This is a genomic window from Streptomyces sp. NPDC051576, assembly GCF_040681835.1.
In the GTDB taxonomy this organism is placed as follows: Bacteria; Actinomycetota; Actinomycetes; order Streptomycetales; family Streptomycetaceae; genus Streptomyces.
Map to the genome: position 1 here is coordinate 296,326 of NZ_JBFAZO010000001.1, position 21,634 is coordinate 317,959.

28 protein-coding genes and 1 pseudogene are annotated in these 21,634 nt (G+C 67.6%); 23 read left to right on the top strand and 6 right to left on the bottom strand.

Features of this window, described 5'->3' with window-relative positions:
- Positions 1 to 75: 75 nt before the first annotated feature.
- Positions 76 to 543 carry a helix-turn-helix transcriptional regulator gene (locus tag AB0M63_RS01430; RefSeq protein ID WP_355905123.1) on the bottom strand — a complete coding sequence of 156 codons (468 nt, stop codon included), beginning with the start codon at positions 541 to 543 and terminating at the stop codon, positions 76 to 78.
- A gap of 276 nt (positions 544 to 819) precedes the next feature.
- Between AB0M63_RS01430 and AB0M63_RS01435 the strand changes: the two genes are divergently transcribed.
- From AB0M63_RS01435 to AB0M63_RS01480, 10 genes are all read left to right on the top strand, one after another.
- Entirely contained in the window at positions 820 to 1,137 is a 318-nt protein-coding gene (locus AB0M63_RS01435) for a WhiB family transcriptional regulator (RefSeq protein WP_355905126.1), read from the top strand.
- Positions 1,130 to 1,795 carry a hypothetical protein gene (locus AB0M63_RS01440; RefSeq protein WP_355905129.1) on the top strand — a complete coding sequence of 222 codons (666 nt, stop codon included), beginning with the start codon at positions 1,130 to 1,132 and terminating at the stop codon, positions 1,793 to 1,795. The genes AB0M63_RS01435 and AB0M63_RS01440 overlap by 8 nt, the downstream gene beginning before the upstream one ends.
- Complete coding sequence (locus AB0M63_RS01445; RefSeq protein WP_355905132.1) at positions 1,792 to 1,992, top strand: hypothetical protein; 201 nt, start codon at positions 1,792 to 1,794, stop codon at positions 1,990 to 1,992. The genes AB0M63_RS01440 and AB0M63_RS01445 overlap by 4 nt, the downstream gene beginning before the upstream one ends.
- A gap of 138 nt (positions 1,993 to 2,130) precedes the next feature.
- Entirely contained in the window at positions 2,131 to 2,688 is a 558-nt protein-coding gene (locus tag AB0M63_RS01450; RefSeq protein WP_366017997.1) for a DUF1707 and DUF4190 domain-containing protein, read from the top strand.
- 309 nt (positions 2,689 to 2,997) lie between these two features.
- Complete coding sequence (gene rpsL / locus AB0M63_RS01455) at positions 2,998 to 3,369, top strand: 30S ribosomal protein S12 (RefSeq protein ID WP_003948652.1); 372 nt, start codon at positions 2,998 to 3,000, stop codon at positions 3,367 to 3,369.
- Between the two features lie 3 nt (positions 3,370 to 3,372).
- Positions 3,373 to 3,843 (top strand): 30S ribosomal protein S7, encoded by a 471-nt coding sequence (rpsG, locus tag AB0M63_RS01460; RefSeq protein WP_005481264.1) that lies wholly within the window; start codon positions 3,373 to 3,375, stop codon positions 3,841 to 3,843.
- 39 nt (positions 3,844 to 3,882) lie between these two features.
- Positions 3,883 to 6,012 (top strand): elongation factor G, encoded by a 2,130-nt coding sequence (gene fusA, locus AB0M63_RS01465; protein ID WP_355905139.1) that lies wholly within the window; start codon positions 3,883 to 3,885, stop codon positions 6,010 to 6,012.
- A gap of 142 nt (positions 6,013 to 6,154) precedes the next feature.
- Positions 6,155 to 7,348 (top strand): elongation factor Tu, encoded by a 1,194-nt coding sequence (gene tuf / locus AB0M63_RS01470; protein ID WP_355905143.1) that lies wholly within the window; start codon positions 6,155 to 6,157, stop codon positions 7,346 to 7,348.
- Positions 7,349 to 7,547: 199 nt separating this feature from the next.
- A complete protein-coding gene (locus AB0M63_RS01475; protein ID WP_366017998.1) occupies positions 7,548 to 10,577 on the top strand; it encodes a glycosyl hydrolase 115 family protein in 3,030 nt (1,009 codons plus the stop codon).
- 35 nt (positions 10,578 to 10,612) lie between these two features.
- The gene (locus tag AB0M63_RS01480) at positions 10,613 to 10,990 is read left to right on the top strand and encodes a hypothetical protein (RefSeq protein ID WP_366018000.1); all 378 of its coding nucleotides are present in this window, start codon (positions 10,613 to 10,615) and stop codon (positions 10,988 to 10,990) included.
- Between the two features lie 366 nt (positions 10,991 to 11,356).
- On the opposite strand, the gene AB0M63_RS01485 is transcribed toward AB0M63_RS01480, so the two are convergent.
- From AB0M63_RS01485 to AB0M63_RS01505, 5 genes and pseudogenes are all read right to left on the bottom strand, one after another.
- Positions 11,357 to 11,701 carry a hypothetical protein gene (locus tag AB0M63_RS01485; protein WP_355905152.1) on the bottom strand — a complete coding sequence of 115 codons (345 nt, stop codon included), beginning with the start codon at positions 11,699 to 11,701 and terminating at the stop codon, positions 11,357 to 11,359.
- A gap of 320 nt (positions 11,702 to 12,021) precedes the next feature.
- Positions 12,022 to 13,107 (bottom strand): annotated as a pseudogene (locus AB0M63_RS01490) (right-handed parallel beta-helix repeat-containing protein); the annotation flags it as partial.
- Between the two features lie 213 nt (positions 13,108 to 13,320).
- Positions 13,321 to 13,695, bottom strand: coding sequence for a hypothetical protein (locus AB0M63_RS01495; protein ID WP_366018001.1), 375 nt, complete (start codon positions 13,693 to 13,695; stop codon positions 13,321 to 13,323).
- A 49-nt stretch (positions 13,696 to 13,744) separates the two neighbouring features.
- Positions 13,745 to 14,491: a hypothetical protein gene (locus AB0M63_RS01500; RefSeq protein WP_355905159.1), complete on the bottom strand. Its 747-nt coding sequence runs from the start codon at positions 14,489 to 14,491 to the stop codon at positions 13,745 to 13,747.
- Positions 14,492 to 14,495: 4 nt separating this feature from the next.
- The gene (locus AB0M63_RS01505; protein WP_355905162.1) at positions 14,496 to 14,819 is read right to left on the bottom strand and encodes a hypothetical protein; all 324 of its coding nucleotides are present in this window, start codon (positions 14,817 to 14,819) and stop codon (positions 14,496 to 14,498) included.
- Between the two features lie 122 nt (positions 14,820 to 14,941).
- On the opposite strand from AB0M63_RS01505, the gene AB0M63_RS01510 reads away from it, so the two are divergent.
- From AB0M63_RS01510 to rplN, 13 genes are all read left to right on the top strand, one after another.
- Positions 14,942 to 15,298: a hypothetical protein gene (locus AB0M63_RS01510; RefSeq protein WP_366018002.1), complete on the top strand. Its 357-nt coding sequence runs from the start codon at positions 14,942 to 14,944 to the stop codon at positions 15,296 to 15,298.
- Between the two features lie 483 nt (positions 15,299 to 15,781).
- Complete coding sequence (rpsJ, locus tag AB0M63_RS01515) at positions 15,782 to 16,090, top strand: 30S ribosomal protein S10 (protein WP_003948644.1); 309 nt, start codon at positions 15,782 to 15,784, stop codon at positions 16,088 to 16,090.
- A gap of 19 nt (positions 16,091 to 16,109) precedes the next feature.
- On the top strand, positions 16,110 to 16,754 hold the full coding sequence (gene rplC / locus AB0M63_RS01520; RefSeq protein WP_355905167.1) for a 50S ribosomal protein L3: 645 nt from the start codon (positions 16,110 to 16,112) through the stop codon (positions 16,752 to 16,754).
- Positions 16,755 to 16,759: 5 nt separating this feature from the next.
- Positions 16,760 to 17,416, top strand: coding sequence for a 50S ribosomal protein L4 (gene rplD, locus AB0M63_RS01525; RefSeq protein ID WP_328831004.1), 657 nt, complete (start codon positions 16,760 to 16,762; stop codon positions 17,414 to 17,416).
- Entirely contained in the window at positions 17,416 to 17,835 is a 420-nt protein-coding gene (gene rplW / locus AB0M63_RS01530) for a 50S ribosomal protein L23 (protein ID WP_355905172.1), read from the top strand. The genes rplD and rplW overlap by 1 nt, the downstream gene beginning before the upstream one ends.
- A 38-nt stretch (positions 17,836 to 17,873) precedes the next feature.
- Positions 17,874 to 18,710: a 50S ribosomal protein L2 gene (gene rplB, locus AB0M63_RS01535; protein ID WP_093824855.1), complete on the top strand. Its 837-nt coding sequence runs from the start codon at positions 17,874 to 17,876 to the stop codon at positions 18,708 to 18,710.
- A 12-nt stretch (positions 18,711 to 18,722) separates the two neighbouring features.
- Positions 18,723 to 19,004, top strand: a complete 282-nt coding sequence (rpsS, locus tag AB0M63_RS01540) for a 30S ribosomal protein S19 (protein WP_019055518.1) — start codon at positions 18,723 to 18,725, stop codon at positions 19,002 to 19,004.
- A gap of 40 nt (positions 19,005 to 19,044) precedes the next feature.
- A complete protein-coding gene (gene rplV, locus AB0M63_RS01545) occupies positions 19,045 to 19,392 on the top strand; it encodes a 50S ribosomal protein L22 (RefSeq protein ID WP_003974262.1) in 348 nt (115 codons plus the stop codon).
- Entirely contained in the window at positions 19,392 to 20,231 is an 840-nt protein-coding gene (rpsC, locus tag AB0M63_RS01550; RefSeq protein WP_355905177.1) for a 30S ribosomal protein S3, read from the top strand. Before rplV ends, rpsC begins: the two co-directional genes overlap by 1 nt.
- A 5-nt stretch (positions 20,232 to 20,236) precedes the next feature.
- A complete protein-coding gene (gene rplP / locus AB0M63_RS01555) occupies positions 20,237 to 20,656 on the top strand; it encodes a 50S ribosomal protein L16 (RefSeq protein WP_010986348.1) in 420 nt (139 codons plus the stop codon).
- On the top strand, positions 20,656 to 20,880 hold the full coding sequence (gene rpmC, locus AB0M63_RS01560) for a 50S ribosomal protein L29 (RefSeq protein ID WP_003998824.1): 225 nt from the start codon (positions 20,656 to 20,658) through the stop codon (positions 20,878 to 20,880). The genes rplP and rpmC overlap by 1 nt, the downstream gene beginning before the upstream one ends.
- Positions 20,880 to 21,167: a 30S ribosomal protein S17 gene (rpsQ, locus tag AB0M63_RS01565; protein ID WP_019072282.1), complete on the top strand. Its 288-nt coding sequence runs from the start codon at positions 20,880 to 20,882 to the stop codon at positions 21,165 to 21,167. Before rpmC ends, rpsQ begins: the two co-directional genes overlap by 1 nt.
- Before the next feature lie 97 nt (positions 21,168 to 21,264).
- The gene (gene rplN / locus AB0M63_RS01570; RefSeq protein WP_003998823.1) at positions 21,265 to 21,633 is read left to right on the top strand and encodes a 50S ribosomal protein L14; all 369 of its coding nucleotides are present in this window, start codon (positions 21,265 to 21,267) and stop codon (positions 21,631 to 21,633) included.
- The last annotated feature ends 1 nt before the right edge of the window (position 21,634 follow it).

Here is a 21,634-nt window from a genome sequence, read left to right on the forward strand (position 1 = left end):
TGAAGCAGGGGGAAGTGAGGGGTGGGGGAGTGGGTGAGCGGGGGTGGAGCGCGGCGGCGCGGGCGGTGGCCGGGGTCAGTCGGTCACCAGCAGCCGCGCCTCCTCGTGGTCCGCGTGCCCGACGGCCGGTACGTCGTTGGGCAGGAACTGCTCGACCACGCGCACGAACATCTCCCGTCGGTCGGCCGGCACCCCCAGCAGATCGGCGACCTCCTCAAGGGTGGGACGGCGGCCGAACTCGGCGCCGGGCGCGGGGGAGGCCAAGTGCTCGTGCGGATCGGCCAGTTCCTCCGCGGTCAGCCGGCCGGAGCGGATGAGCATGTCGCGCACCGGCACCCCCAGCACCCGGGCGAGCCTGCGCGTGGTCTCCAGGTCCGGCATGCTCTGGCGCTGCAACAGGCGGGTGACGGCGGCCCGGTGGACGCCCGCCTCGTCCGCTATCCGTGACTTGCCGCCGCCGCGCGGACTGTCGATGTCGTAGCCGCGGTCGCGCATCAGGTCCTCGACCCACGCGGCGAACGCGTCCAGATCCTGGCTGGTCATCGTGTGCTCGCTTCCTTTGGATGGCAGCGAGTTTAGCTTGCTTGCGCGCACGGAATTACGTGCTCGCGTGCAAGCACTGGGAAAAAACCGGCCCAATGAGGGGGAGATTCGGTGGAGATGAGGCCGTGATCGCCGGGTTCGTGACAGGTGGTCGCCGGTCCTGTGGGGTGAGTGACCAGAGTTCTTGTTGCGAGCGCGCGCGCAATCTGTAAACCTGGTCGACCCGGATGGCATGTGCCATCCGCCCGTGCCACCCCCGACCCACAGGGAGGCCCCATGTCCACCGACTCGTGCCCACCACCCCGCCCCCACGACGAACCCGTGGGCTGGCAGACCGCCGCCGCCTGCGCCGGACTCCCGCCCAGGGCGGTGTTCTCCAAGAAGGCCAAGGAGGCCGCCCCCGTCCTGCGGGCCTGCGCCCGCTGCACGGTACGGCGGAACTGCGAGCGGGTCGTCGCCCCGGCCGACAACTGGTTCGACGGCGTCTGCGGCGGCCGCCTCTACCGCTCCGGCCGCCCGGTCGAGATCCCCGCCCATCTCCTCCCGCTCGCCCTGACCGCGCTGCCGACCCCGCGGGGAGGCTCCCTTGCCTGACCGGAGCCAGGCGTCCGCAGCGACGGACCCGACCGCGCACGCCGCCCTCTGGATCGGCACGCTGCTCCAGCAGTTCCCCGAACTGAGCGTCGAACTCGCCCCCGGCCGCACCACGCCGGCCCACCGCGCACCCGCCCCGCCGCCCGGCCTCGCCGACCGGCTCCGCGAGGAGCGCGCGGAGGCCCTGCTCATGGAGCAGCGGCACGGGCTGGTCGCCCCCGGCCACAGCGCGGCCCCGCTGCGCCTGCACATCTCCGACACCATCCGCGACATCACGGACGGCGTCGTAGAACTGGAGGAGGCCGTACGGGACCGCCTCGGGCTGCCCCGCGCGCGGCGTGTGTCCGTGCCCGAGCGGCTGCGCCGGATCGCCGCGCTGCTCGACGAGGTCGCCGCCGACGCCGTACTCGCGGCGCATGTACGGGACGAGACCCGGCGGATGGCCCGGCGGTGTGCCCGTGCCCTGGGCGACACCGAGACCGTCGTCCGGGTGTCGGGCCGCTGCCCCTGGTGCGACTCGGTCTCGCTGCGGGCCTTCCCGGACCGCGGCGCCGTCCTCTGTGTGAACCCCGCCTGCCGTTGTCCGGCGCCGGACTGCGGCTGCCACGACGACCCGGCCTACCGGCACACCTGGGACGAGGGGGAGTGGAGCCGATGACGCCACCGACGAGGACCGGACCGCCGACCCTGATCCCCGGGCCGCTCGCCGCCCAGGAGGCCGGGGTCGCGCCCGCCACCATCCGCAAGTGGGTCCAGCTCGGCCGGCTCCGGGCGGCCGGGAAGTCGGGCCGCGCCCAGCTCTTCCGCCTGGAGGACGTGTTCGCCGCGGAACGCACCGCCCGTCGCACCCGATGACACCGGCCACTCCGCTCCCCTTTGCACCAGGAGCGGGGTGGCCGTCCCCTTTCGGTCCCGGAGGGGGAACCGGTGCCGTTTTCGGTGCGTTGGAGCATCATGGAGGCATTCGGTCTCCGGCGCCGGGGGAGGTGTTCCGTGTCGTACCCGACACCGTGGCAGGGGCAGGGATCGCAGCCGCAGCCGTGGCAGGGCCAGAGCGGTGCGTCGATGCTGGCCGCGACCGCGGACCGGGAGCGGGCGGTGGACGTGCTCCGGGCGGGCTTCGCCGAGGGGCGGCTGCGGGAGGACGAGCTGGAGAAGCGGGTCGCCCGGGCCTACGACGCCCGCACGGTGGGCGAGCTGATGCTCCTGGTCGCCGATCTCCCCCAGGGCCCGCAGGCCTCGGTCGCCGTCCAGGGCCCGCAGCCGGGATTCCGGCCGACCCCGCCGACGTTCCTGCCGGCCCCGGTGCCGGTGACCAACGGCAAGGCGGTCGGCGCGCTGGTCTGCGGCCTGCTCACCGTGCCGACGCTCGGACTCACCGGCATCCCCGCGGTGGTTCTCGGCCACACCGCCCGCGCGGAAATACGGCGGACCGACGAGGGCGGCGACGGCATGGCGCTGACCGGACTGGTCTTCGGCTGGCTCTCCGTCGCGGGCTGGGGGCTGCTGATCCTGCTGGGCCTGATAGCGGCCACCGTGTCGTCCGGCTGAGGGCTCCGGGCCGTGGATTCGAAGATCGCCGAGCGGGTGCGGCTATGGCCTCTTCCCCGTCGAGCCATGGGTGACACCCATTTGTTTTGACCGCAGCGAATGAGGTAGGTACGCTCAGACCTTGTGCCTGGGGTGTGCCCTGGCTCTCGTGCGTGCCTTGAACCGCACTAGGGGAGCCGACACTGGCCACCGCAATCTGCGCCCCTTTTGCTACCCGGCGAAAGTCTGCGGGATTCGACACACCCGACCGCGTGGGTCGGCGACGTTCCAGGTTAGCTTCACCATCGGCACACAGAAACCGGAGAAGTAGTGCCTACGATCCAGCAGCTGGTCCGGAAGGGCCGGCAGGACAAGGTCGAGAAGAACAAGACGCCCGCACTCGAGGGTTCCCCTCAGCGTCGTGGCGTCTGCACGCGTGTGTTCACGACCACCCCGAAGAAGCCGAACTCGGCCCTGCGTAAGGTCGCGCGTGTGCGTCTGACCAGCGGGATCGAGGTCACCGCTTACATTCCGGGTGAGGGACACAACCTGCAGGAGCACTCCATCGTGCTCGTGCGCGGCGGCCGTGTGAAGGACCTGCCCGGTGTTCGCTACAAGATCATCCGCGGTTCGCTTGACACCCAGGGTGTGAAGAACCGCAAGCAGGCCCGCAGCCGCTACGGCGCCAAGAAGGAGAAGTAGAAAATGCCTCGTAAGGGCCCCGCCCCGAAGCGCCCGGTCATCATCGACCCGGTCTACGGTTCTCCTCTTGTCACCTCCCTGATCAACAAGGTGCTGCTGAACGGCAAGCGCTCCACCGCCGAGCGCATCGTGTACGGCGCCATGGAGGGCCTGCGCGAGAAGACCAGCAACGACCCGGTCATCACGCTGAAGCGCGCGCTGGAGAACATCAAGCCCACGCTTGAGGTCAAGTCCCGCCGTGTCGGTGGTGCGACGTACCAGGTTCCGATCGAGGTCAAGCCCGGTCGCGCCAACACGCTCGCGCTGCGCTGGCTGGTCGGTTACTCCCGCGCCCGTCGCGAGAAGACCATGACCGAGCGTCTGCTCAACGAACTTCTCGACGCTTCGAACGGCCTCGGCGCGGCCGTCAAGAAGCGCGAGGACACCCACAAGATGGCCGAGTCCAACAAGGCCTTCGCGCACTACCGCTGGTAGTCGCAGACCCCATCGAGACCGAGAGAAGACTGAAGCCTTATGGCTACCACTTCACTTGACCTGGCCAAGGTCCGCAACATCGGGATCATGGCCCACATCGACGCGGGCAAGACGACCACCACCGAGCGGATCCTCTTCTACACCGGCGTCAGCTACAAGATCGGTGAAGTCCACGACGGCGCCGCCACCATGGACTGGATGGAGCAGGAGCAGGAGCGTGGCATCACGATCACCTCTGCTGCCACCACCTGTCACTGGCCGCTTGAGGACGACGACTACACGATCAACATCATCGACACCCCGGGTCACGTGGACTTCACGGTCGAGGTGGAGCGTTCGCTCCGCGTCCTCGACGGTGCCGTCACTGTGTTCGACGGTGTCGCCGGTGTCGAGCCGCAGTCCGAGACGGTGTGGCGTCAGGCCGACCGTTACGGCGTGCCCCGCATCTGCTTCGTGAACAAGCTCGACCGGACCGGCGCGGAGTTCCACCGCTGCGTCGACATGATCAAGGACCGCCTCGGCGCGGTGCCGCTGATCATGCAGCTTCCGATCGGTGCCGAGATGGACTTCAAGGGCGTTGTGGACCTGGTCCGCATGAAGGCGCTCGTGTGGTCCGCCGAGGCGGCGAAGGGCGAGATGTACGACGTCGTCGACATCCCGGCCACGCACACCGAGGCCGCCGAGGAGTACCGCGGCAAGCTGGTCGAGGCCGTCGCGGAGAACGACGACGAGATCATGGAGCTGTTCCTGGAGGGCCAGGAGCCCACCGAGGAGCAGCTGTACGCCGCGATCCGTCGCGTCACCATCGCGTCCGGCAAGTCCAAGGGCGTCACGGTCACCCCGGTGTTCTGTGGCACCGCGTTCAAGAACAAGGGCGTCCAGCCCCTGCTCGACGCGGTCGTGCGCTACCTGCCGACCCCCCTGGACGTCGAGGCCATCGAGGGCCACGACGTCAAGGACCCCGAGGTCGTCATCAAGCGCAAGCCGTCCGTGGACGAGCCGCTGTCCGCGCTCGCGTTCAAGATCATGAGCGACCCGCACCTGGGCAAGCTCACCTTCGTCCGGGTCTACTCGGGCCGCCTGGAGGCGGGTTCGGCTGTGCTGAACTCGGTCAAGGGCAAGAAGGAGCGCATCGGCAAGATCTACCGCATGCACGCGAACAAGCGTGAGGAGATCGAGTCGGTGGGCGCCGGCGACATCGTCGCCGTCATGGGCCTGAAGCAGACCACCACCGGTGAGACGCTCTCGGACGACAAGAACCCGGTCATCCTGGAGTCCATGGACTTCCCGGCGCCGGTCATCCAGGTCGCCATCGAGCCCAAGTCCAAGGGTGACCAGGAGAAGCTGGGTGTCGCCATCCAGCGTCTCGCGGAGGAGGACCCCTCCTTCCAGGTCCACTCGGACGAGGAGACCGGCCAGACCATCATCGGTGGTATGGGCGAGCTGCACCTCGAGGTGCTGGTCGACCGTATGCGCCGTGAGTTCAAGGTCGAGGCCAACGTCGGTAAGCCGCAGGTCGCCTACCGTGAGACGATCCGCAAGGCCGTCGAGCGCGTGGACTACACCCACAAGAAGCAGACCGGTGGTACCGGTCAGTTCGCCAAGGTGCAGATCGCGATCGAGCCCATCACCGAGGCCGACGGCCCGGCGTACGAGTTCGTGAACAAGGTCACCGGTGGCCGTATCCCGCGGGAGTACATCCCGTCGGTGGACGCCGGTGCGCAGGAGGCCATGCAGTTCGGCATCCTCGCCGGGTACGAGATGACGGGTGTCCGCATCACGCTGCTCGACGGTGCCTACCACGAGGTCGACTCCTCCGAGCTCGCGTTCAAGATCGCCGGTTCGCAGGCCTTCAAGGAGGCCGCGCGCAAGGCGTCTCCCGTGCTCCTCGAGCCGATGATGGCCGTCGAGGTCACCACGCCCGAGGACTACATGGGTGACGTGATCGGTGACATCAACTCCCGCCGTGGCCAGATCCAGGCCATGGAGGAGCGTGCCGGTGCGCGCGTCGTGAAGGGCCTCGTGCCCCTCTCGGAGATGTTCGGCTACGTCGGCGACCTCCGCAGCAAGACCTCGGGTCGCGCAAGCTACTCGATGCAGTTCGACTCCTACGCCGAGGTTCCCCGGAACGTCGCCGAGGAGATCATCGCGAAGGCCAAGGGCGAGTAACACACACCGTTTGCACGCTTTAGGCTTGACACCGACCGCCGGGGCTCACCCGGGAGGGCAGACCCCGGCGGGCGGCATCCCAGCAAAGATCACCTGGCGCCGATGAGTAAGGCGTACCAGAACCACTCCACAGGAGGACCCAGTGGCGAAGGCGAAGTTCGAGCGGACTAAGCCGCACGTCAACATCGGCACCATCGGTCACATCGACCACGGTAAGACGACCCTCACGGCCGCCATTACCAAGGTGCTGCACGACGCGTACCCGGACCTGAACGAGGCCTCGGCCTTCGACCAGATCGACAAGGCTCCTGAGGAGCGCCAGCGCGGTATCACGATCTCGATCGCGCACGTCGAGTACCAGACCGAGACGCGTCACTACGCCCACGTCGACTGCCCCGGTCACGCGGACTACATCAAGAACATGATCACGGGTGCGGCGCAGATGGACGGCGCCATCCTCGTTGTCGCCGCCACCGACGGCCCGATGCCGCAGACCAAGGAGCACGTGCTCCTGGCCCGCCAGGTCGGCGTTCCGTACATCGTCGTCGCCCTGAACAAGGCCGACATGGTGGACGACGAGGAGATCCTGGAGCTCGTCGAGCTCGAGGTGCGCGAGCTCCTCTCCGAGTACGAGTTCCCGGGCGACGACCTGCCGGTCGTCAAGGTCTCGGCGCTCAAGGCTCTTGAGGGCGACAAGGAGTGGGGCCAGACGGTCCTCGACCTGATGTCCGCCGTCGACGAGTCGATCCCGACCCCCGAGCGTGACGTCGACAAGCCGTTCCTCATGCCCGTCGAGGACGTCTTCACGATCACCGGTCGCGGTACGGTCGTCACCGGCCGTATCGAGCGTGGTGTCCTGAAGGTCAACGAGACCGTTGACATCATCGGCATCAAGCAGGAGAAGACCACCACCACGGTCACCGGCATCGAGATGTTCCGCAAGCTGCTCGACGAGGGCCAGGCCGGTGAGAACGTCGGTCTCCTCCTCCGTGGCATCAAGCGCGAGGACGTCGAGCGCGGCCAGGTCATCATCAAGCCCGGCTCGGTCACCCCGCACACGGAGTTCGAGGCCCAGGCGTACATCCTGTCCAAGGACGAGGGTGGCCGTCACACGCCGTTCTTCAACAACTACCGTCCGCAGTTCTACTTCCGCACCACGGACGTGACCGGCGTCGTGACCCTCCCCGAGGGCACCGAGATGGTCATGCCGGGCGACAACACTGAGATGACGGTTTCGCTCATCCAGCCCGTCGCCATGGAAGAGGGCCTGAAGTTCGCCATCCGTGAGGGTGGTCGCACGGTGGGCGCCGGCCAGGTCACCAAGATCAACAAGTAAGTCTGATCTGACCCGGTAGTTTCCCGGTAGTTCAGAGAGGCCCGTACGACTTCGGTCGTACGGGCCTCTTTGCGTCGCGGGCCAGCTGTTACGAAACTATTCGGCGCGTACGACCCGTTGTTCCCGCCCGCCACTCGTCCCACCATTTGTCATGCCGCTGACCAAATTAGGTGTGGAGGGGTGTGCCATGTCCGGGCCCATGTCTGCGTCCGTCAGTCGAAGAGCCGTTCTGGGTACGGGACTTGCCGCGGTGCCGGTGTTGTCGTCGAAGACGGGAGCGGGGCCGGGGCCGCTGGAGGCGGGGGCGTACATCTCGTTCACCGGTGGAGCGTTCTCGCTGGTGGGTGCCCCGGTCGTGGTGGACCCCGACGATCACCCAGGAGTCGTACGGGTGGCAGGCGACCTGAGGGCCGACATCGAACGCGTCACCGGCGTACGCCCCGGCAGCACGCTCGCCCGTGAGGCCGTACTCGTCGGCACGATCGGGCGCAGCGCGCTGATCGACGGCCTGGTGGCCGCAGGGAAACTGGACGTGTCCGGGATCCGCGGCCGTTGGGAGACCTCGTTGCAGACGGTGGTCGAGCAGCCGCTGCCGGGCGTGGACCGGGCGTTCGTCGTCGCGGGCAGCGACCCGCGCGGCACGATCTTCGGTGCGTACGACGTGTCGTACGGCATCGGGGTCTCGCCCTGGCACTGGTGGGACGACGTGCCGCCGACCCATCGTGACCAGGTGTGGGTGCTGCCGGGGCGGTACTCGCAGGGCACGCCGGCGGTGAAGTACCGCGGATTCTTCATCAACGACGAGAACCCGGCGCTGGGGACCTGGGCGCCGGCGTACTTCGGGCCGGGCAAGGCGCCGGGGTATCCGGGCGGCTTCAACGCGGACTTCTACGGCCGGGTCTTCGAGGTGCTGCTGCGACTGAAGGGGAACTACCTGTGGCCGGCGGTGTGGGGGCGGGCCTTCGCGGAGGACGACCCGGAGAACCATCGGAGGGCGGCCGCGTACGGCGTTGTCATGGGCACGTCGCACGAGGCGCCGATGATGCGGGGCATCGAGGAGTGGAACCGCCACGCGGTGGCCGCTGTCCGTGACTCCTCCGGCGCGATCGTGACGCCCGGCCACGATCCGTACGGCGGTACGGGCGAGTGGTCGTACCGCCTCAACGCCCCCGCGATCCGCGCCTATTGGCGGGCCGGCGTGCAGCGCATGGTCGACCAGGGCTTCGAGGGCGTCGTCACGCTGGGCATGCGCGGCAACGGCGACACGAGCCTCCCGGACGGCGACGGCATCGAGTTGATGCAGGAGATCATCGCGGCGCAGCGGCAGATCATCGAGGAGGTGACGGGCCGGCCGGCGGCGGAGACCCCGCAGGTGTGGACGCTGTACAAGGAGGTGCAGCGGTACTGGGACCGGGGGTTGAGGGCACCGGACGACGTCACCGTCGTACTGACGGACGACAACTGGGGGAACATCCGCAAGCACCCGGAGGCGGCGGAGGCGCGGGCCGGCGGCTACGGCCTGTACTACCACTTCGACTACGTGGGCGCCGGACGCAACTACAAATGGGTGGACACGGCGAACCTGCGCAACGTCTGGGAGCAACTCCACGCGGCGCACGCGTACGGGAACCACGGCCTGTGGGTCGCGAACGTAGGCGATCTGAAGGGGAACGAACTCCCCACCGAGTTCTTCCTCAACTACGCCTGGAATCCGCCCGGTTGGGACCTCTCGCAGCTCGGCGCATGGGAACGCCGGTACGCGCGGCAGAACTTCGGGGCGGACCAGTCGCAGGAGATCGCCTCCGTCCTGGCGGCTTACGGGCAGTTGCAGGCCCGCCGCAAACCGGAGTTGCTGAACCGGCGGATCACTCTCGTCGACGGACAGGTGGTCTACGACGACCAGCAGACGCCGTTCGCCTTCGGGCACCGGGAGTTGGAGCGGGTCACGGAGGAGTGGCGGGAGCTGGGGAAGCGCGCCGAGCGGATCGGACGGCGGCTGCCGGCCCGGCTGCGGGACGCGTGGTTCGAACTCGTCGGCTACGAGGTGCAGGCGACCGCCAACCTCTACGGTCTGCGGTCGGCCGAGTTCACGAACCTGCTGTACGCGGCGCAGGGCCGCTCCGCGACCAACTCCCTCGCGGACGCGGCGGAGTCGGGCCTGTCGAAGGACTTCGCACTCGCCGACCACTTCAACTCGGCGGTGGCGGACGGGAAGTGGGCCGGCTTCCAGACCCAGCCACACATCGACTACGGCGATGTGGAGCGGTACGGGCCCAACGCCGGTTGGCAGCAGCCGGAGAAGGACAACGTGGCGTTGCCGGACGTGCTGTTTCCGGCGGTGCGGCGGATCGAGGTGCCGGAGGCCGCGGGGTTGGGAGTGGCGGTGGACGGCGATGGAGGTGTGGCTGGTTCGGGGGCGGCCGTACTGCCCGTGTTCAGTCCGTACCAGACGCGGCCGCAGCAGTATGTCGAGGTGTTCAACCGGGGCCGTACGGCATTCGACTACCGGATCGAGACGTCGGTGCCGTGGCTGGTGGTGGACCGGCCACGAGGGCGGGTCGAGCAGCAGGTGCGGGTGGAGGTGAGGGTGAACTGGGCTCGGCTGCCGGTCGGGCGGGCCGAGGGGGTGCTGACCGTGACCGGCGCGGGGACATCGGCGACCGTCACCTGCGTCGCCGAGAAGCCCTCGGCCCGGGGACTGCGCGGGTTCGTGGAGGCGGGCGGCTATGTGGCGATCGACGGGGAGCACTACGACCGGGCGGTCGGCGGATGGCGCCGTATCGACGGCATCGGACGCACGGGAGCGGGGATGACCCCGTGGCCGGTGACGCTGCCCAGACAGACGCCGGGCGGGGCGAATTCACCGCGCCTCGAATACGAGGTGAGTCTCCTGTCGGCGGGAGAGGTGACGGTGTGGGCGCACCTGTCCCCTCGTAACCCTGCGTTGCCGACGGGTGGTCTGCGCTACGGCGTCTCCCTCGACGCCGGTCCGATCGAGACCGTCGACATCAACGTCGGTGCTGATGACGGGCTGTTGAACGCGGTGTGGGCCCGCAACACCTCCGACAACGTCAATGCGACGGCGACGAAACACTCTGTGACGAAGGCCGGGGTCCACCGGTTGAAGTTCTGGATGGTGGACCCGACGGTGGTGCTGCAGCGGCTCGTGATCGACACGGGGGGTCTGCCGGCGCTGTACCTGGGGCCGTTGGAGAGCCGGCGGGTCTAGCGCGGCGGAGGGCGAGGGCGACGGGTGTGCCGGGCGTGCTGGATGTCTCGGTTGTGCCGCGGGAGTCGGGCGTCTCGGCACCGGGGCGACTGGCTTCGTCGCCGGGTGAGAAACGGGCGGCGGCGAAGGCGATCGAGGACCACATCGAGTCCGGCACGCGTACGGCGGGACGCTGGGCTGACGAGGAACACGGCGCCGCCGTACGGGAGTTCGGCGCGAAGGACGGCGACGGCCGGCTCACCTCCGCCGCCCTGAAGAAGGCGCACACGACCTGGGCGGACCAGGTGGGGAACCTGATGAACCGGCTCGGCGCGGAGAGGGACGCGTTGCGGAGCGGGAACGCGGTGCTGACCAGTACGGATCTGGCGGTGGGGTCGACGTTGCGGGAGCGGTCGGCGCTGGACACGTACTGAGGCCGGGGCGACAACGTATGCCGACGTATCACGAGATCATGACCACCGACCTCGCCACGCTGACCACGGCGGCCGAGCGCTGGGAGGGCATGGCGGGCGAGTCCGAGAAACAGGAGACGGCGTACCGGCGCGATGTGCACGGCATCTCCATGGGCACGTCGTGGACCGGCCCGAGTCGATCGCTCCGCGGCGATCACGGCACCGCGCAGCATCAACCTCGGTCACAAGGCAATCGCTGGCACCGACGGCGCAATCTCCATCGCCCCCTGCAAGACCAACGGCCGCGCGCGCTTGCTTCCCGGAGACTCTCAAAACCCTTGGGTGCAGGTGACGTTGTCTCGTCAGCTGCACCCAAGGGGAGGCGTCCTACGAAGCTACGAGGTAGCTGATCGTCTCACCGGGCTGTGTCTTGAACTCCAGGCGGAAGCGGGTGTTGTCCCGCACGTTGGTGGACAACGTTGCCCACCCCGGATAGGGCAGCAGCTTCCAACGGCTGCAACTGATCGTCGAACCGTTGGCCCGTTCCAGGCAGGAGCGGGCGTCCGTCTGGTAGCGGACGTACGTAAGCCGTACGTTGACGTCCATGCAGCGGTTGGTCGTGTAGTAGGGCCCCACCGCGTTGTTGCCGTACAGCAGTTGGATGGTCGCCGACCGGGCACCCCCGTAGCAGCTCGTCGCGGCGGAACTGACTCCTGCGCTCGGTCCCGCCATTCCCCCCAAGGCCATGGCTGCCACAAGAGCGATCTTCGCCCACTTGTGCATGCATACCCCCACCGACAGAGTGGATTATTCGGTCGATGAGCACATTAACTGCTTCATGATGTGCTTTAGGAGTGGATGTCAATTAGTGCCGCCAAGAGTCAATCCGGAGCACCACTTTGTCCGTCGGTGTTCGGCGCGGCAGGCCTTGTTGGTCAGTGGTCGGCATCAACTTGCTGAAGATGTCGAACAGTTGGGCCCGGACGCAGCTCGCGCCTCGCGGCCCACCGGCGCATCGGGGTGAGGAACCCCCCACCCCGCACGCCGTGCCCCTACGGGTTCACCACCTTCCCCCCGAACGTCACCGCGAGCTTCCCGTCCGAGGCGAACGACCACCCCAGGCTCCCGCTGTACGACGCGCAGCGCGAACCGTTCGTGCCGGTCCAGAACTGGTTGGAGGTGTCGGCGTCGCCGATGGTCTTGTCGTTCGAGCCGCTGACCGCGAACCGGCACGACGTGTTCGTACGGAAGACCGACGTGCCCGTGTCGAAGGAGAAGTTGCGTTCCGCGTTGTCGATGCCGACGTTGTTCGAGATCGCCATCGTGCCGGGGTTGCTGTTGTAGGTGAACCCGTGATGGCCGTTGCCGTAGGCGATGTCGTGCCGGACGACGTGGTTGACGGCGATGTCGTCGCCGCCGAGCTTGTAGCCGTTGCGGTCGCCGTCGCCGCTCTGGCTGCCGTCGGTGAGGGTGCCGTTCCCGTAGGAGAGGCTGTACTCGATGGTTACCGGGCCGATCGCGCCGGTGTCGGTCTTGGTGTAGAGGTCCCAGCCGTCGTCGATGTTGTTGTGGGAGACGTCGTAGCGGAAGACGTTCCCGGTGCCGGTGGTGAGCTTCGCGGCGAAGCCGTCCGCGTCCTCGCCGTCGGAGTCGGCGTTGTCGTGCGACTCCGAGCTGACGACCAGGTTGTTCGAGGGCCATTGCGCGCTCGACGTGCTGGAGGAGATACGGCCCAGTTGCAGACCCGTGTCGTGGTTGTACGCCGTCACCGTGCGCTCGATGACGTTGTCGCTGCCGCCGACGTAGATGCCGTTGTCGCCGGCGTGCTCGACCGTGAGGCCGTAGACGTGCCAGTAGTTGGCGTAGAGCTGGAGTCCGCGGTTCGACGAACTCTCGGTCTGCGAAGAGAAGTTGAGGACCGGCGTCTCGCCGTTGTAGGCGGTGAGCGTGGTGCGGGCGGCGGACGTGCCGTCGCTCCCCGCCGGGATCGTGATCGTCGAGCCGTAGGCGTACGTCCCGCCACGCAGGTAGATCGTGCCGCCGGACGCGATGCGACTGATCGCCGTGGCGAGGGTGGTGGGGTCGGAGAGGGTGCCGGCCGCGCTCGCGGTGCCGGTCGGTGACACGTACTGCGTGGCGCTCGCGGCCTGCGCCGGGGCGCCGGACAGCGCGACGAACGCGCCCGCCAGCAGACTCACACTCGCGATGACTGGTCTCACTTGCATCGTTCTGCCTCCAGGGTCGTCCCATGACCAGGGGTTCCGTGCAAGAGAAAGCGCTTGCCCGCGTTCTCGTGAGGGAACGTAAGCGCTTGCTGTGGACGCGTCAAGATGCGTGTACCTGATTCACGTTCACAGAGATGAACCTGTGCGGTGTTCGTGGCGGTCGCTCAGTCGCTCCGCCTCGATCTCCTCCTGCTGTTCCGCCAGGTAGGCCCGCGCCGCAGCCTCCTGGTTCCCGCGTTCCTCGGGGGAGAGGCTGTTGTACTCGCGGAAGCCGCGGGCGACGCGATCTCCGAGTGCCTCCGCGTATGCGGGAACTCGGGCTGCCTCGCGCAGACCCGTGCGGCCGTTGAGGACCTCGCGGGCCATCTCGCGCAGCGGATCGTCGGGGGCGCGGTCGTGGGCGAGTGTCTGGAGGGCCTTGCGGAGCGACCGGGCGCGGGCCTGGTCGCCGCCGGTGATGTCCATCAAGTCGGCGTCGCCGATGCGGAGTTCGTCGGGCACGGGCGTCTTCCCTGGTTCGTGCGTGCGTGCGGTGGGTGGGGGTGCGGAGTCAGATCGACGGGTCCGGGTGGTCGTACTCGCCGATCTTCGTGAACTCGGAGATCGTTCCGTAAAGGGCTGCGCCGATGGTTTCCACTACGCCCACCGCGCCGTTCACGATGCCTTGGACGTTGCCCATGGCCTGGGTGGCCTGGCCCCACAGGCGCAGCATGTTGGCGATCTCCAGTGCGGCGAGGCCGTAGCCCACCGCCGCGCCGACGCCGGTCCACGACAGTGCGGTGCCTGCCGCCAGCTCGACGGCCGTGATCAGGAGGCCGTCGATGATGCCGCACAGGTAACCGTTGACGGCCTCGGCCGTTGCATAGGCGGAGTGGGCCAGATGGTCGTACTGACTCCTCAGGTTGCCGAACTCGTCCCTGATCTCTTCGAGTTTCGCCGCGCAGGTGTGGAAGTACGTGTAGGCCGCGTCGGCGGCCCGTCCGTCCCATGTCAGGTCGAGCGTCTTGTTGCCGGCTCTGACGTTGCCGGAGACCGCATCCACGGCCTTGCCCAACTGGTCCCAGACGACACCGCACTTGGCGAACGACTCCCAGTCGCCGGCGAACCACTGGATCACTTCGTCCAGCGGGTTGAAGCCGAAGACCGCGTTGTAGGCCTCCGTCACCCAGTACGTCGGGCTCATCAGGTCGCCGCAGTTGTTGAACGTGTCGAGGATCGGGCCGCAGGAGTACTCGTCCGGGGCGGACGGGGCCTTGAGCAGGCTCGTCGGTTCGGTGAGGTCGATGAAGTCGGACATGGGGCTAGTCCGCCGGGCGTTCGACGAGGGGATAGGTGGCGTCCATACGCCTCGCCACAGCCAAGTCCGTATGCGCGTAGTACTTGTTGTTGCGTTCCAGTTCCGCGCTTGCCGCTCTGAGGACTTCCTGCAGCCTGTCCATCGCCAGGTTGACCGTCTTCACCGTTGCCGTGTGTGTGGTCAGGAAAAGGTTCAGCAGGCCCTGGTCCGAGACGGCTACGCCTGTGTACTTGGTGCAGTGGCTCTTGAAGTCCGCCGCGTCGTCCGCCGCGCGGCCGATCTGCCGCGCGTATCCACTGAGGTCCCAAGGGTTCACTCTGAGGTTCATTCGGGCCTCCCGTGCTCGCGTCCGCGTTCCCGTCCCGTCAACTCCCGCTGCAGCGCGGACGTTTCGCGATTCGCCGGAAATAATGAGCGAACGCCGTCGTCGGCGCCGATAGAGTGCCCGCCGTGACGAACCACGAAAGCAGGGCAAACCTCGACAACGGGGTCCGCCTCGGTGACCGTACCGATGCGCGGGCCGCGGTCGACGACCGTGGGCGGGGTCTGTTCGCCGGTCTCGCCGGCCTCTTCGCGGTTCTGCTCGCGGTCGGCTCGCTGGTGGTGCTCGGTCGGAGTGCGGCAGGTCGCGGGGAAGCGGTCGGTGGCCTTCGGACGGCCGCGGCCGCCCTGGGGCTCGTGGTGGCCGCGGGCGCGGTGTGGCTGATCGTCTCGGCCCGGCGGGCTCAGCGCTGGGTGCCGCTGCTGATCGCATGCGGGGGGTGTCTGGGCTGGATGGCCGTCATGGCACTTGTGGGGAGGCCCTAGTCGCGCGGCGGCATCGTAGAGGGGGCGAGCTCGTACACCACGAGCGATCTCCGCGGCCCCGGGTTTGACCTACGTCACTCCCCGGGTAATCTCTACGCCCCGATTGGCCAGCCCCCTGCCCCATATGGCAGACTGTCGGAGTTGCTCGGTCGAGTGTTGATGCTGCGCGCCTCCCGCCGGGAGGACCGGAAGCGAGTCCCACAGTACTCGTCGTTCCAACTGCCTTACGGCAGCACTGGGGCGGACGTACGGGAATCTTTCGGGAAGTGTCAGTGCAGCGCCGGCCAGGCACCCGGTGGGCTTCTTCGCCCTCGGCTTGCGGTTCCGGACGGGCCGTGCTTTCCCAGCAGGGAAGTTCCGAATGTGGGCCTCTGTGTCGGTGAGAGTGCGACACACCCGACCGCGTGGGTCGGAGGAACCGTAGAGGGCGGAAGGAATTACCGGGGTGCAGAGCGTTACTAGAGACAGGACTACTGAGTAGCCATGGCGGGACAGAAGATCCGCATCCGGCTCAAGGCCTACGACCACGAGGTCATCGACTCCTCGGCGAAGAAGATCGTCGAGACGGTGACCCGCACTGGTGCGTCGGTCGCGGGCCCGGTGCCGCTGCCCACTGAGAAGAACGTGTACTGCGTCATCAAGTCGCCGCACAAGTACAAGGACTCTCGCGAGCACTTCGAGATGCGCACCCACAAGCGCCTGATCGACATCCTCGACCCGACCCCCAAGACCGTTGACTCTCTGATGCGACTCGACCTCCCGGCCGGTGTCGACATCGAGATCAAGCTCTGATCGGGTCGGTGAGTTAGAGATGACCAAGCAGATCAAGGGCATCCTGGGCGAGAAGCTCGGCATGACGCAGGTGTGGGACGAGAACAACCGTGTTGTTCCGGTCACCGTCGTCAAGGCCGGCCCCAACGTCGTGACCCAGGTCCGTACGAACGACAGTGACGGCTACGAGTCGGTCCAGATCGCCTTCGGCGAGATCGACCCGCGCAAGGTGAACAAGCCCCTCAAGGGCCACTTCGCCAAGGCCGACGTCACGCCCCGCCGCCACCTCGTCGAGATCCGTACCGCTGACGCCAGCGAGTACACCCTCGGCCAGGAGATCACCGCCGCGACCTTCGAGGCCGGCGTCAAGGTGGACGTGACCGGCAAGAGCAAGGGCAAGGGCTTCGCCGGTGTCATGAAGCGTCACAACTTCAAGGGCCTCGGCGCCGGACACGGCACCCAGCGCAAGCACCGCTCTCCCGGCTCCATCGGTGGCTGTGCCACCCCGGGCCGTGTGTTCAAGGGCCTCCGCATGGCGGGTCGTATGGGCAACGAGCGGGTCACCACCCAGAACCTGACCGTTCACGCCGTTGACGCGGAGAAGGGCCTGCTCCTCATCAAGGGCGCGGTTCCTGGTCCGAACGGCGGCCTCGTCCTGGTCCGCACCGCGGCCAAGGGGGCCTGAGGACTATGAGCACCATTGACATTCTGTCGCCCTCCGGCGACACCGCCGGGACCGTAGAGCTCCCGGCCGAGATCTTCGACGTGGAGAAGATCAGCATCCCGCTGCTTCACCAGGTCGTCGTCGCGCAGCTGGCCGCCGCCCGTCAGGGCACGCACAAGGTCAAGCGTCGTGGCGAGGTCCGCGGTGGCGGTAAGAAGCCGTACCGCCAGAAGGGCACCGGCCGCGCCCGTCAGGGTTCGACCCGCGCCCCGCAGTTCGCCGGCGGTGGCGTCGTCCACGGCCCCACGCCGCGCGACTACTCGCAGCGGACCCCGAAGAAGATGAAGGCCGCGGCCCTGCGCCACGCCCTCACCGACCGGGCCCGCAACGCTCGTATCCACGTCGTCACCGGCGTGATCGAGGGCGAGACCCCCTCCACCAAGGCCGCCAAGAGCTTCCTCGGCAAGGTCAGCGAGCGCAAGAACGTGCTCCTGGTCATCGAGCGCTCCGACGAGGCCGCGCTGCTTTCCGCGCGCAACCTGCCCCAGGTCCACATCCTGGAGCCGGGCCAGCTGAACACGTACGACGTTCTCGTCTCGGACGACGTGGTCTTCACTCAGGCCGCTTTCGAGTCCTTCGTGTCTGGCCCCCAGGCCGCTGACACCGAAGGGAGCGAAGCCTGATGGCTACGCGTCACCCGAGCATCGCCTCGAAGGCCGCCAAGGCCAAGAAGGTCGCGCGTCTCGCCAAGGCGAAGCGCCACGAGACCGAGGGCAAGAACACCGTCGAGACGCCGATCAGCAAGTCGTTCACGGACCACCGTGACGTGCTGCTGAAGCCGGTCGTCTCCGAGAAGAGCTACGCGCTCCTCGACGGCGGCAAGTACACGTTCATCGTCGCCCCGGGCGCGAACAAGACCCAGATCAAGCAGGCCGTCCAGGCGGTCTTCTCGGTCAAGGTCACCGGGGTCAACACGATCAACCGCCAGGGCAAGCGCAAGCGCACGAAGACCGGTTTCGGTCAGCGTGCCAGCACCAAGCGCGCGATCGTGACCCTCGCTGAGGGCGACCGTATCGACATCTTCGGCGGTCCGACCGCGTAAGCGGGTCGGATCGTCCGATATCGGACGAGGACTGAGAAATGGGAATCCGCAAGTACAAGCCGACTACGCCGGGCCGTCGTGGCTCCAGCGTCGCCGACTTCGTCGAGGTCACGCGGTCCACGCCGGAGAAGTCGCTGGTCCGCCCGCTGCACAGCAAGGGCGGCCGTAACAACGCCGGTCGTGTGACCGTTCGCCACCAGGGTGGCGGACACAAGCGCGCCTACCGAGTGATCGACTTCCGTCGTCACGACAAGGACGGCGTGCCGGCGAAGGTCGCGCACATCGAGTACGACCCCAACCGCACCGCGCGCATCGCGCTGCTGCACTACGCGGACGGCGAGAAGCGCTACATCCTCGCCCCCCGCAACCTGTCGCAGGGCGACCGCGTCGAGAACGGTCCCGGGGCCGACATCAAGCCGGGCAACAACCTGGCGCTCCGCAACATCCCGGTCGGTACCACGATCCACGCGATCGAGCTCCGTCCGGGTGGCGGCGCCAAGTTCGCCCGCTCCGCCGGTGCCTCCGTGCAGCTGCTCGCGAAGGAGGGCTCGATGGCCCACCTCCGCATGCCCTCCGGTGAGATCCGTCTGGTCGACCAGCGCTGCCGCGCCACGGTCGGCGAGGTCGGCAACGCCGAGCAGAGCAACATCAACTGGGGCAAGGCAGGCCGCAAGCGCTGGCTGGGCGTCCGCCCGACCGTCCGCGGTGTTGCGATGAACCCGGTCGACCACCCGCACGGTGGTGGTGAGGGCAAGACCTCCGGTGGTCGCCACCCGGTCTCCCCGTGGGGTCAGAAGGAGGGTCGTACTCGTTCGCCGAAGAAGGCTTCGAACAAGTACATCGTCCGCCGCCGCAAGACGAACAAGAAGCGCTAGGAGCGGGTTTAGATGCCGCGCAGTCTCAAGAAGGGGCCCTTCGTCGACGGCCACCTCATCAAGAAGGTGGACGTACAGAACGAGGCCGGTTCCAAGAACGTCATCAAGACCTGGTCCCGCCGCTCGATGATCGTCCCGGCCATGCTCGGCCACACGATCGCGGTGCACAACGGCAAGACCCACATCCCGGTGTTTGTCACCGAGTCGATGGTCGGCCACAAGCTCGGCGAGTTCTCGCCGACGCGCACCTTCCGGGGTCACGTCAAGGACGACCGGAAGTCGAAGCGCCGCTAGCGCGGGGTGACCGACCATGACAAACACTGAAGGGACAACCATGGAAGCCAGGGCCCAGGCGCGGTACATCCGCGTCACGCCCATGAAGGCCCGCCGCGTGGTGGACCTCATCCGTGGCATGGACGCCACGGAGGCTCAGGCGGTCCTGCGTTTCGCCCCGCAGGCCGCGAGCGTGCCGGTCGGCAAGGTGCTGGACAGCGCCATTGCCAACGCCGCGCACAACTACGACCACACCGACGCCGACAGCCTCTTCATCTCCGAGGCGTACGTCGACGAGGGTCCGACCCTGAAGCGGTTCCGGCCGCGTGCCCAGGGCCGTGCCTACCGGATCCGCAAGCGGACCAGCCACATCACCGTGGTCGTCAGCAGCAAGGAAGGAACCCGGTAATGGGCCAGAAGGTTAACCCGCACGGGTTCCGGCTCGGCATCACCACGGACTTCAAGTCCCGGTGGTACGCCGACAAGCTGTACAAGGACTACGTCAAGGAAGACGTCGCCATCCGTCGGATGATGACGTCCGGCATGGAGCGCGCCGGCATCTCGAAGGTTGAGATCGAGCGCACCCGTGACCGCGTCCGTGTGGACATCCACACGGCTCGCCCGGGCATCGTCATCGGCCGCCGCGGCGCCGAGGCCGACCGCATCCGCGGTGACCTGGAGAAGCTGACCGGCAAGCAGGTCCAGCTCAACATCCTCGAGGTCAAGAACCCGGAGACGGACGCTCAGCTGGTGGCCCAGGCCGTCGCCGAGCAGCTGTCCTCCCGCGTCTCCTTCCGCCGCGCCATGCGTAAGAGCATGCAGTCGGCGATGAAGGCCGGCGCCAAGGGCATCAAGATCCAGTGCGGCGGTCGCCTCGGCGGCGCCGAGATGTCCCGCTCGGAGTTCTACCGCGAGGGCCGTGTGCCCCTGCACACGCTCCGCGCGAACGTGGACTACGGCTTCTTCGAGGCCAAGACGACCTTCGGCCGTATCGGCGTGAAGGTCTGGATCTACAAGGGCGATGTCAAGAACATCGCCGAGGTCCGCGCCGAGAACGCCGCTGCCCGCGCCGGCAACCGCCCGGCCCGTGGTGGCGGCGGCGCCGACCGCCCGGCCCGTGGTGGCCGTGGTGGCGAGCGCGGCGGTCGCGGTCGCAAGCCGCAGCAGGCTGCTCCCGCTGCCGAGGCCCCCAAGGCCGAGGCTCCGGCGGCTGCCGCTCCGGCTGAGAGCACCGGAACGGAGGCCTGACCGACATGCTGATCCCCCGTAGGGTCAAGCACCGCAAGCAGCACCACCCCAAGCGCCGTGGTCAGGCCAAGGGCGGTACGCAGGTTTCGTTCGGCGAGTACGGCATTCAGGCCCTCACGCCGGCGTACGTGACGAACCGCCAGATCGAGGCCGCTCGTATCGCGATGACCCGCCACATCAAGCGTGGCGGCAAGGTCTGGATCAACATCTACCCGGACCGCCCGCTCACGAAGAAGCCTGCCGAGACCCGCATGGGTTCCGGTAAGGGTTCTCCCGAGTGGTGGATCGCGAACGTGCACCCGGGCCGGGTCATGTTCGAGCTGTCCTACCCCAACGAGAAGATCGCCCGTGAGGCCCTGACTCGCGCAGCCCACAAGCTGCCGATGAAGTGCCGGATCGTCAAGCGCGAGGCAGGTGAAGCGTGATGTCGGCCGGTACCAAGGCGTCCGAGCTGCGCGAACTGGGTGACGAGGAGCTTCTCGCGAAGCTCCGCGAAGCCAAGGAAGAGCTGTTCAACCTCCGCTTCCAGGCGGCGACCGGTCAGCTCGAGAACCACGGTCGGCTCAAGGCCGTCCGGAAGGACATCGCGCGGATCTACACCCTGATGCGTGAGCGCGAGCTGGGCATCGAGACGGTGGAGAGCGCCTGATGAGCGAGAGCAACGTGACTGAAGAGCAGACCGCTTCCCGCGGCTTCCGCAAGACCCGTGAGGGTCTCGTCGTCAGCGACAAGATGGACAAGACCGTCGTCGTCGCCGTCGAGGACCGCGTGAAGCACGCGCTGTACGGCAAGGTCATCCGCCGTACGAACAAGCTCAAGGCCCACGACGAGCAGAACGCGGCCGGCGTCGGCGACCGGGTCCTCCTGATGGAGACCCGTCCGCTGTCGGCGACCAAGCGCTGGCGCATCGTCGAGATCCTCGAGAAGGCCAAGTAATTCTCCTGCGGGCAACCTCGCAGGACAGTTCCGCCAGGCTCCAAGGGCCGTTCACTGAGCGGCCCTTGGGGAACCGGCAGACGATCAGGAGATAGACGTGATCCAGCAGGAGTCGCGACTGCGCGTCGCCGACAACACTGGTGCGAAGGAAATCCTTTGCATCCGTGTGCTCGGTGGCTCCGGTCGCCGCTACGCGGGTATCGGTGACGTCATCGTCGCCACCGTCAAGGACGCGATCCCCGGTGGCAACGTGAAGAAGGGTGACGTCGTCAAGGCGGTCATCGTTCGCACCGTGAAGGAGCGCCGTCGTCCGGACGGCTCGTACATCCGCTTCGACGAGAACGCCGCCGTCATTCTGAAGAACGACGGCGACCCTCGCGGCACCCGCATCTTCGGCCCGGTCGGGCGCGAGCTGCGCGAGAAGAAGTTCATGAAGATCATCTCGCTGGCTCCGGAGGTGCTGTAAG

Excerpts from the sequence above, each read along its gene's own strand:
- rpsS (WP_019055518.1), top strand. The coding sequence starts at position 18,723 with ATGCCGCGCAGTCTCAAGAAGGGGCCCTTCGTCGACGGCCACCTCATC.
- fusA (WP_355905139.1), top strand. The coding sequence starts at position 3,883 with ATGGCTACCACTTCACTTGACCTGGCCAAGGTCCGCAACATCGGGATC.
- AB0M63_RS01485 (WP_355905152.1), bottom strand. The coding sequence starts at position 11,701 with ATGGCGGGACCGAGCGCAGGAGTCAGTTCCGCCGCGACGAGCTGCTAC.
- rplV (WP_003974262.1), top strand. The coding sequence starts at position 19,045 with ATGGAAGCCAGGGCCCAGGCGCGGTACATCCGCGTCACGCCCATGAAG.
- rpsG (WP_005481264.1), top strand. The coding sequence starts at position 3,373 with ATGCCTCGTAAGGGCCCCGCCCCGAAGCGCCCGGTCATCATCGACCCG.
- AB0M63_RS01445 (WP_355905132.1), top strand. The coding sequence starts at position 1,792 with ATGACGCCACCGACGAGGACCGGACCGCCGACCCTGATCCCCGGGCCG.
- rplC (WP_355905167.1), top strand. The coding sequence starts at position 16,110 with ATGACCAAGCAGATCAAGGGCATCCTGGGCGAGAAGCTCGGCATGACG.
- AB0M63_RS01505 (WP_355905162.1), bottom strand. The coding sequence starts at position 14,819 with ATGAACCTCAGAGTGAACCCTTGGGACCTCAGTGGATACGCGCGGCAG.
- rpsQ (WP_019072282.1), top strand. The coding sequence starts at position 20,880 with ATGAGCGAGAGCAACGTGACTGAAGAGCAGACCGCTTCCCGCGGCTTC.
- rpsJ (WP_003948644.1), top strand. The coding sequence starts at position 15,782 with ATGGCGGGACAGAAGATCCGCATCCGGCTCAAGGCCTACGACCACGAG.
- rpsC (WP_355905177.1), top strand. The coding sequence starts at position 19,392 with ATGGGCCAGAAGGTTAACCCGCACGGGTTCCGGCTCGGCATCACCACG.
- rplB (WP_093824855.1), top strand. The coding sequence starts at position 17,874 with ATGGGAATCCGCAAGTACAAGCCGACTACGCCGGGCCGTCGTGGCTCC.
- AB0M63_RS01435 (WP_355905126.1), top strand. The coding sequence starts at position 820 with ATGTCCACCGACTCGTGCCCACCACCCCGCCCCCACGACGAACCCGTG.
- rplP (WP_010986348.1), top strand. The coding sequence starts at position 20,237 with ATGCTGATCCCCCGTAGGGTCAAGCACCGCAAGCAGCACCACCCCAAG.
- rpmC (WP_003998824.1), top strand. The coding sequence starts at position 20,656 with ATGTCGGCCGGTACCAAGGCGTCCGAGCTGCGCGAACTGGGTGACGAG.
- AB0M63_RS01430 (WP_355905123.1), bottom strand. The coding sequence starts at position 543 with ATGACCAGCCAGGATCTGGACGCGTTCGCCGCGTGGGTCGAGGACCTG.
- rplD (WP_328831004.1), top strand. The coding sequence starts at position 16,760 with ATGAGCACCATTGACATTCTGTCGCCCTCCGGCGACACCGCCGGGACC.
- AB0M63_RS01475 (WP_366017998.1), top strand. The coding sequence starts at position 7,548 with ATGTCTGCGTCCGTCAGTCGAAGAGCCGTTCTGGGTACGGGACTTGCC.
- rplW (WP_355905172.1), top strand. The coding sequence starts at position 17,416 with ATGGCTACGCGTCACCCGAGCATCGCCTCGAAGGCCGCCAAGGCCAAG.
- AB0M63_RS01500 (WP_355905159.1), bottom strand. The coding sequence starts at position 14,491 with ATGTCCGACTTCATCGACCTCACCGAACCGACGAGCCTGCTCAAGGCC.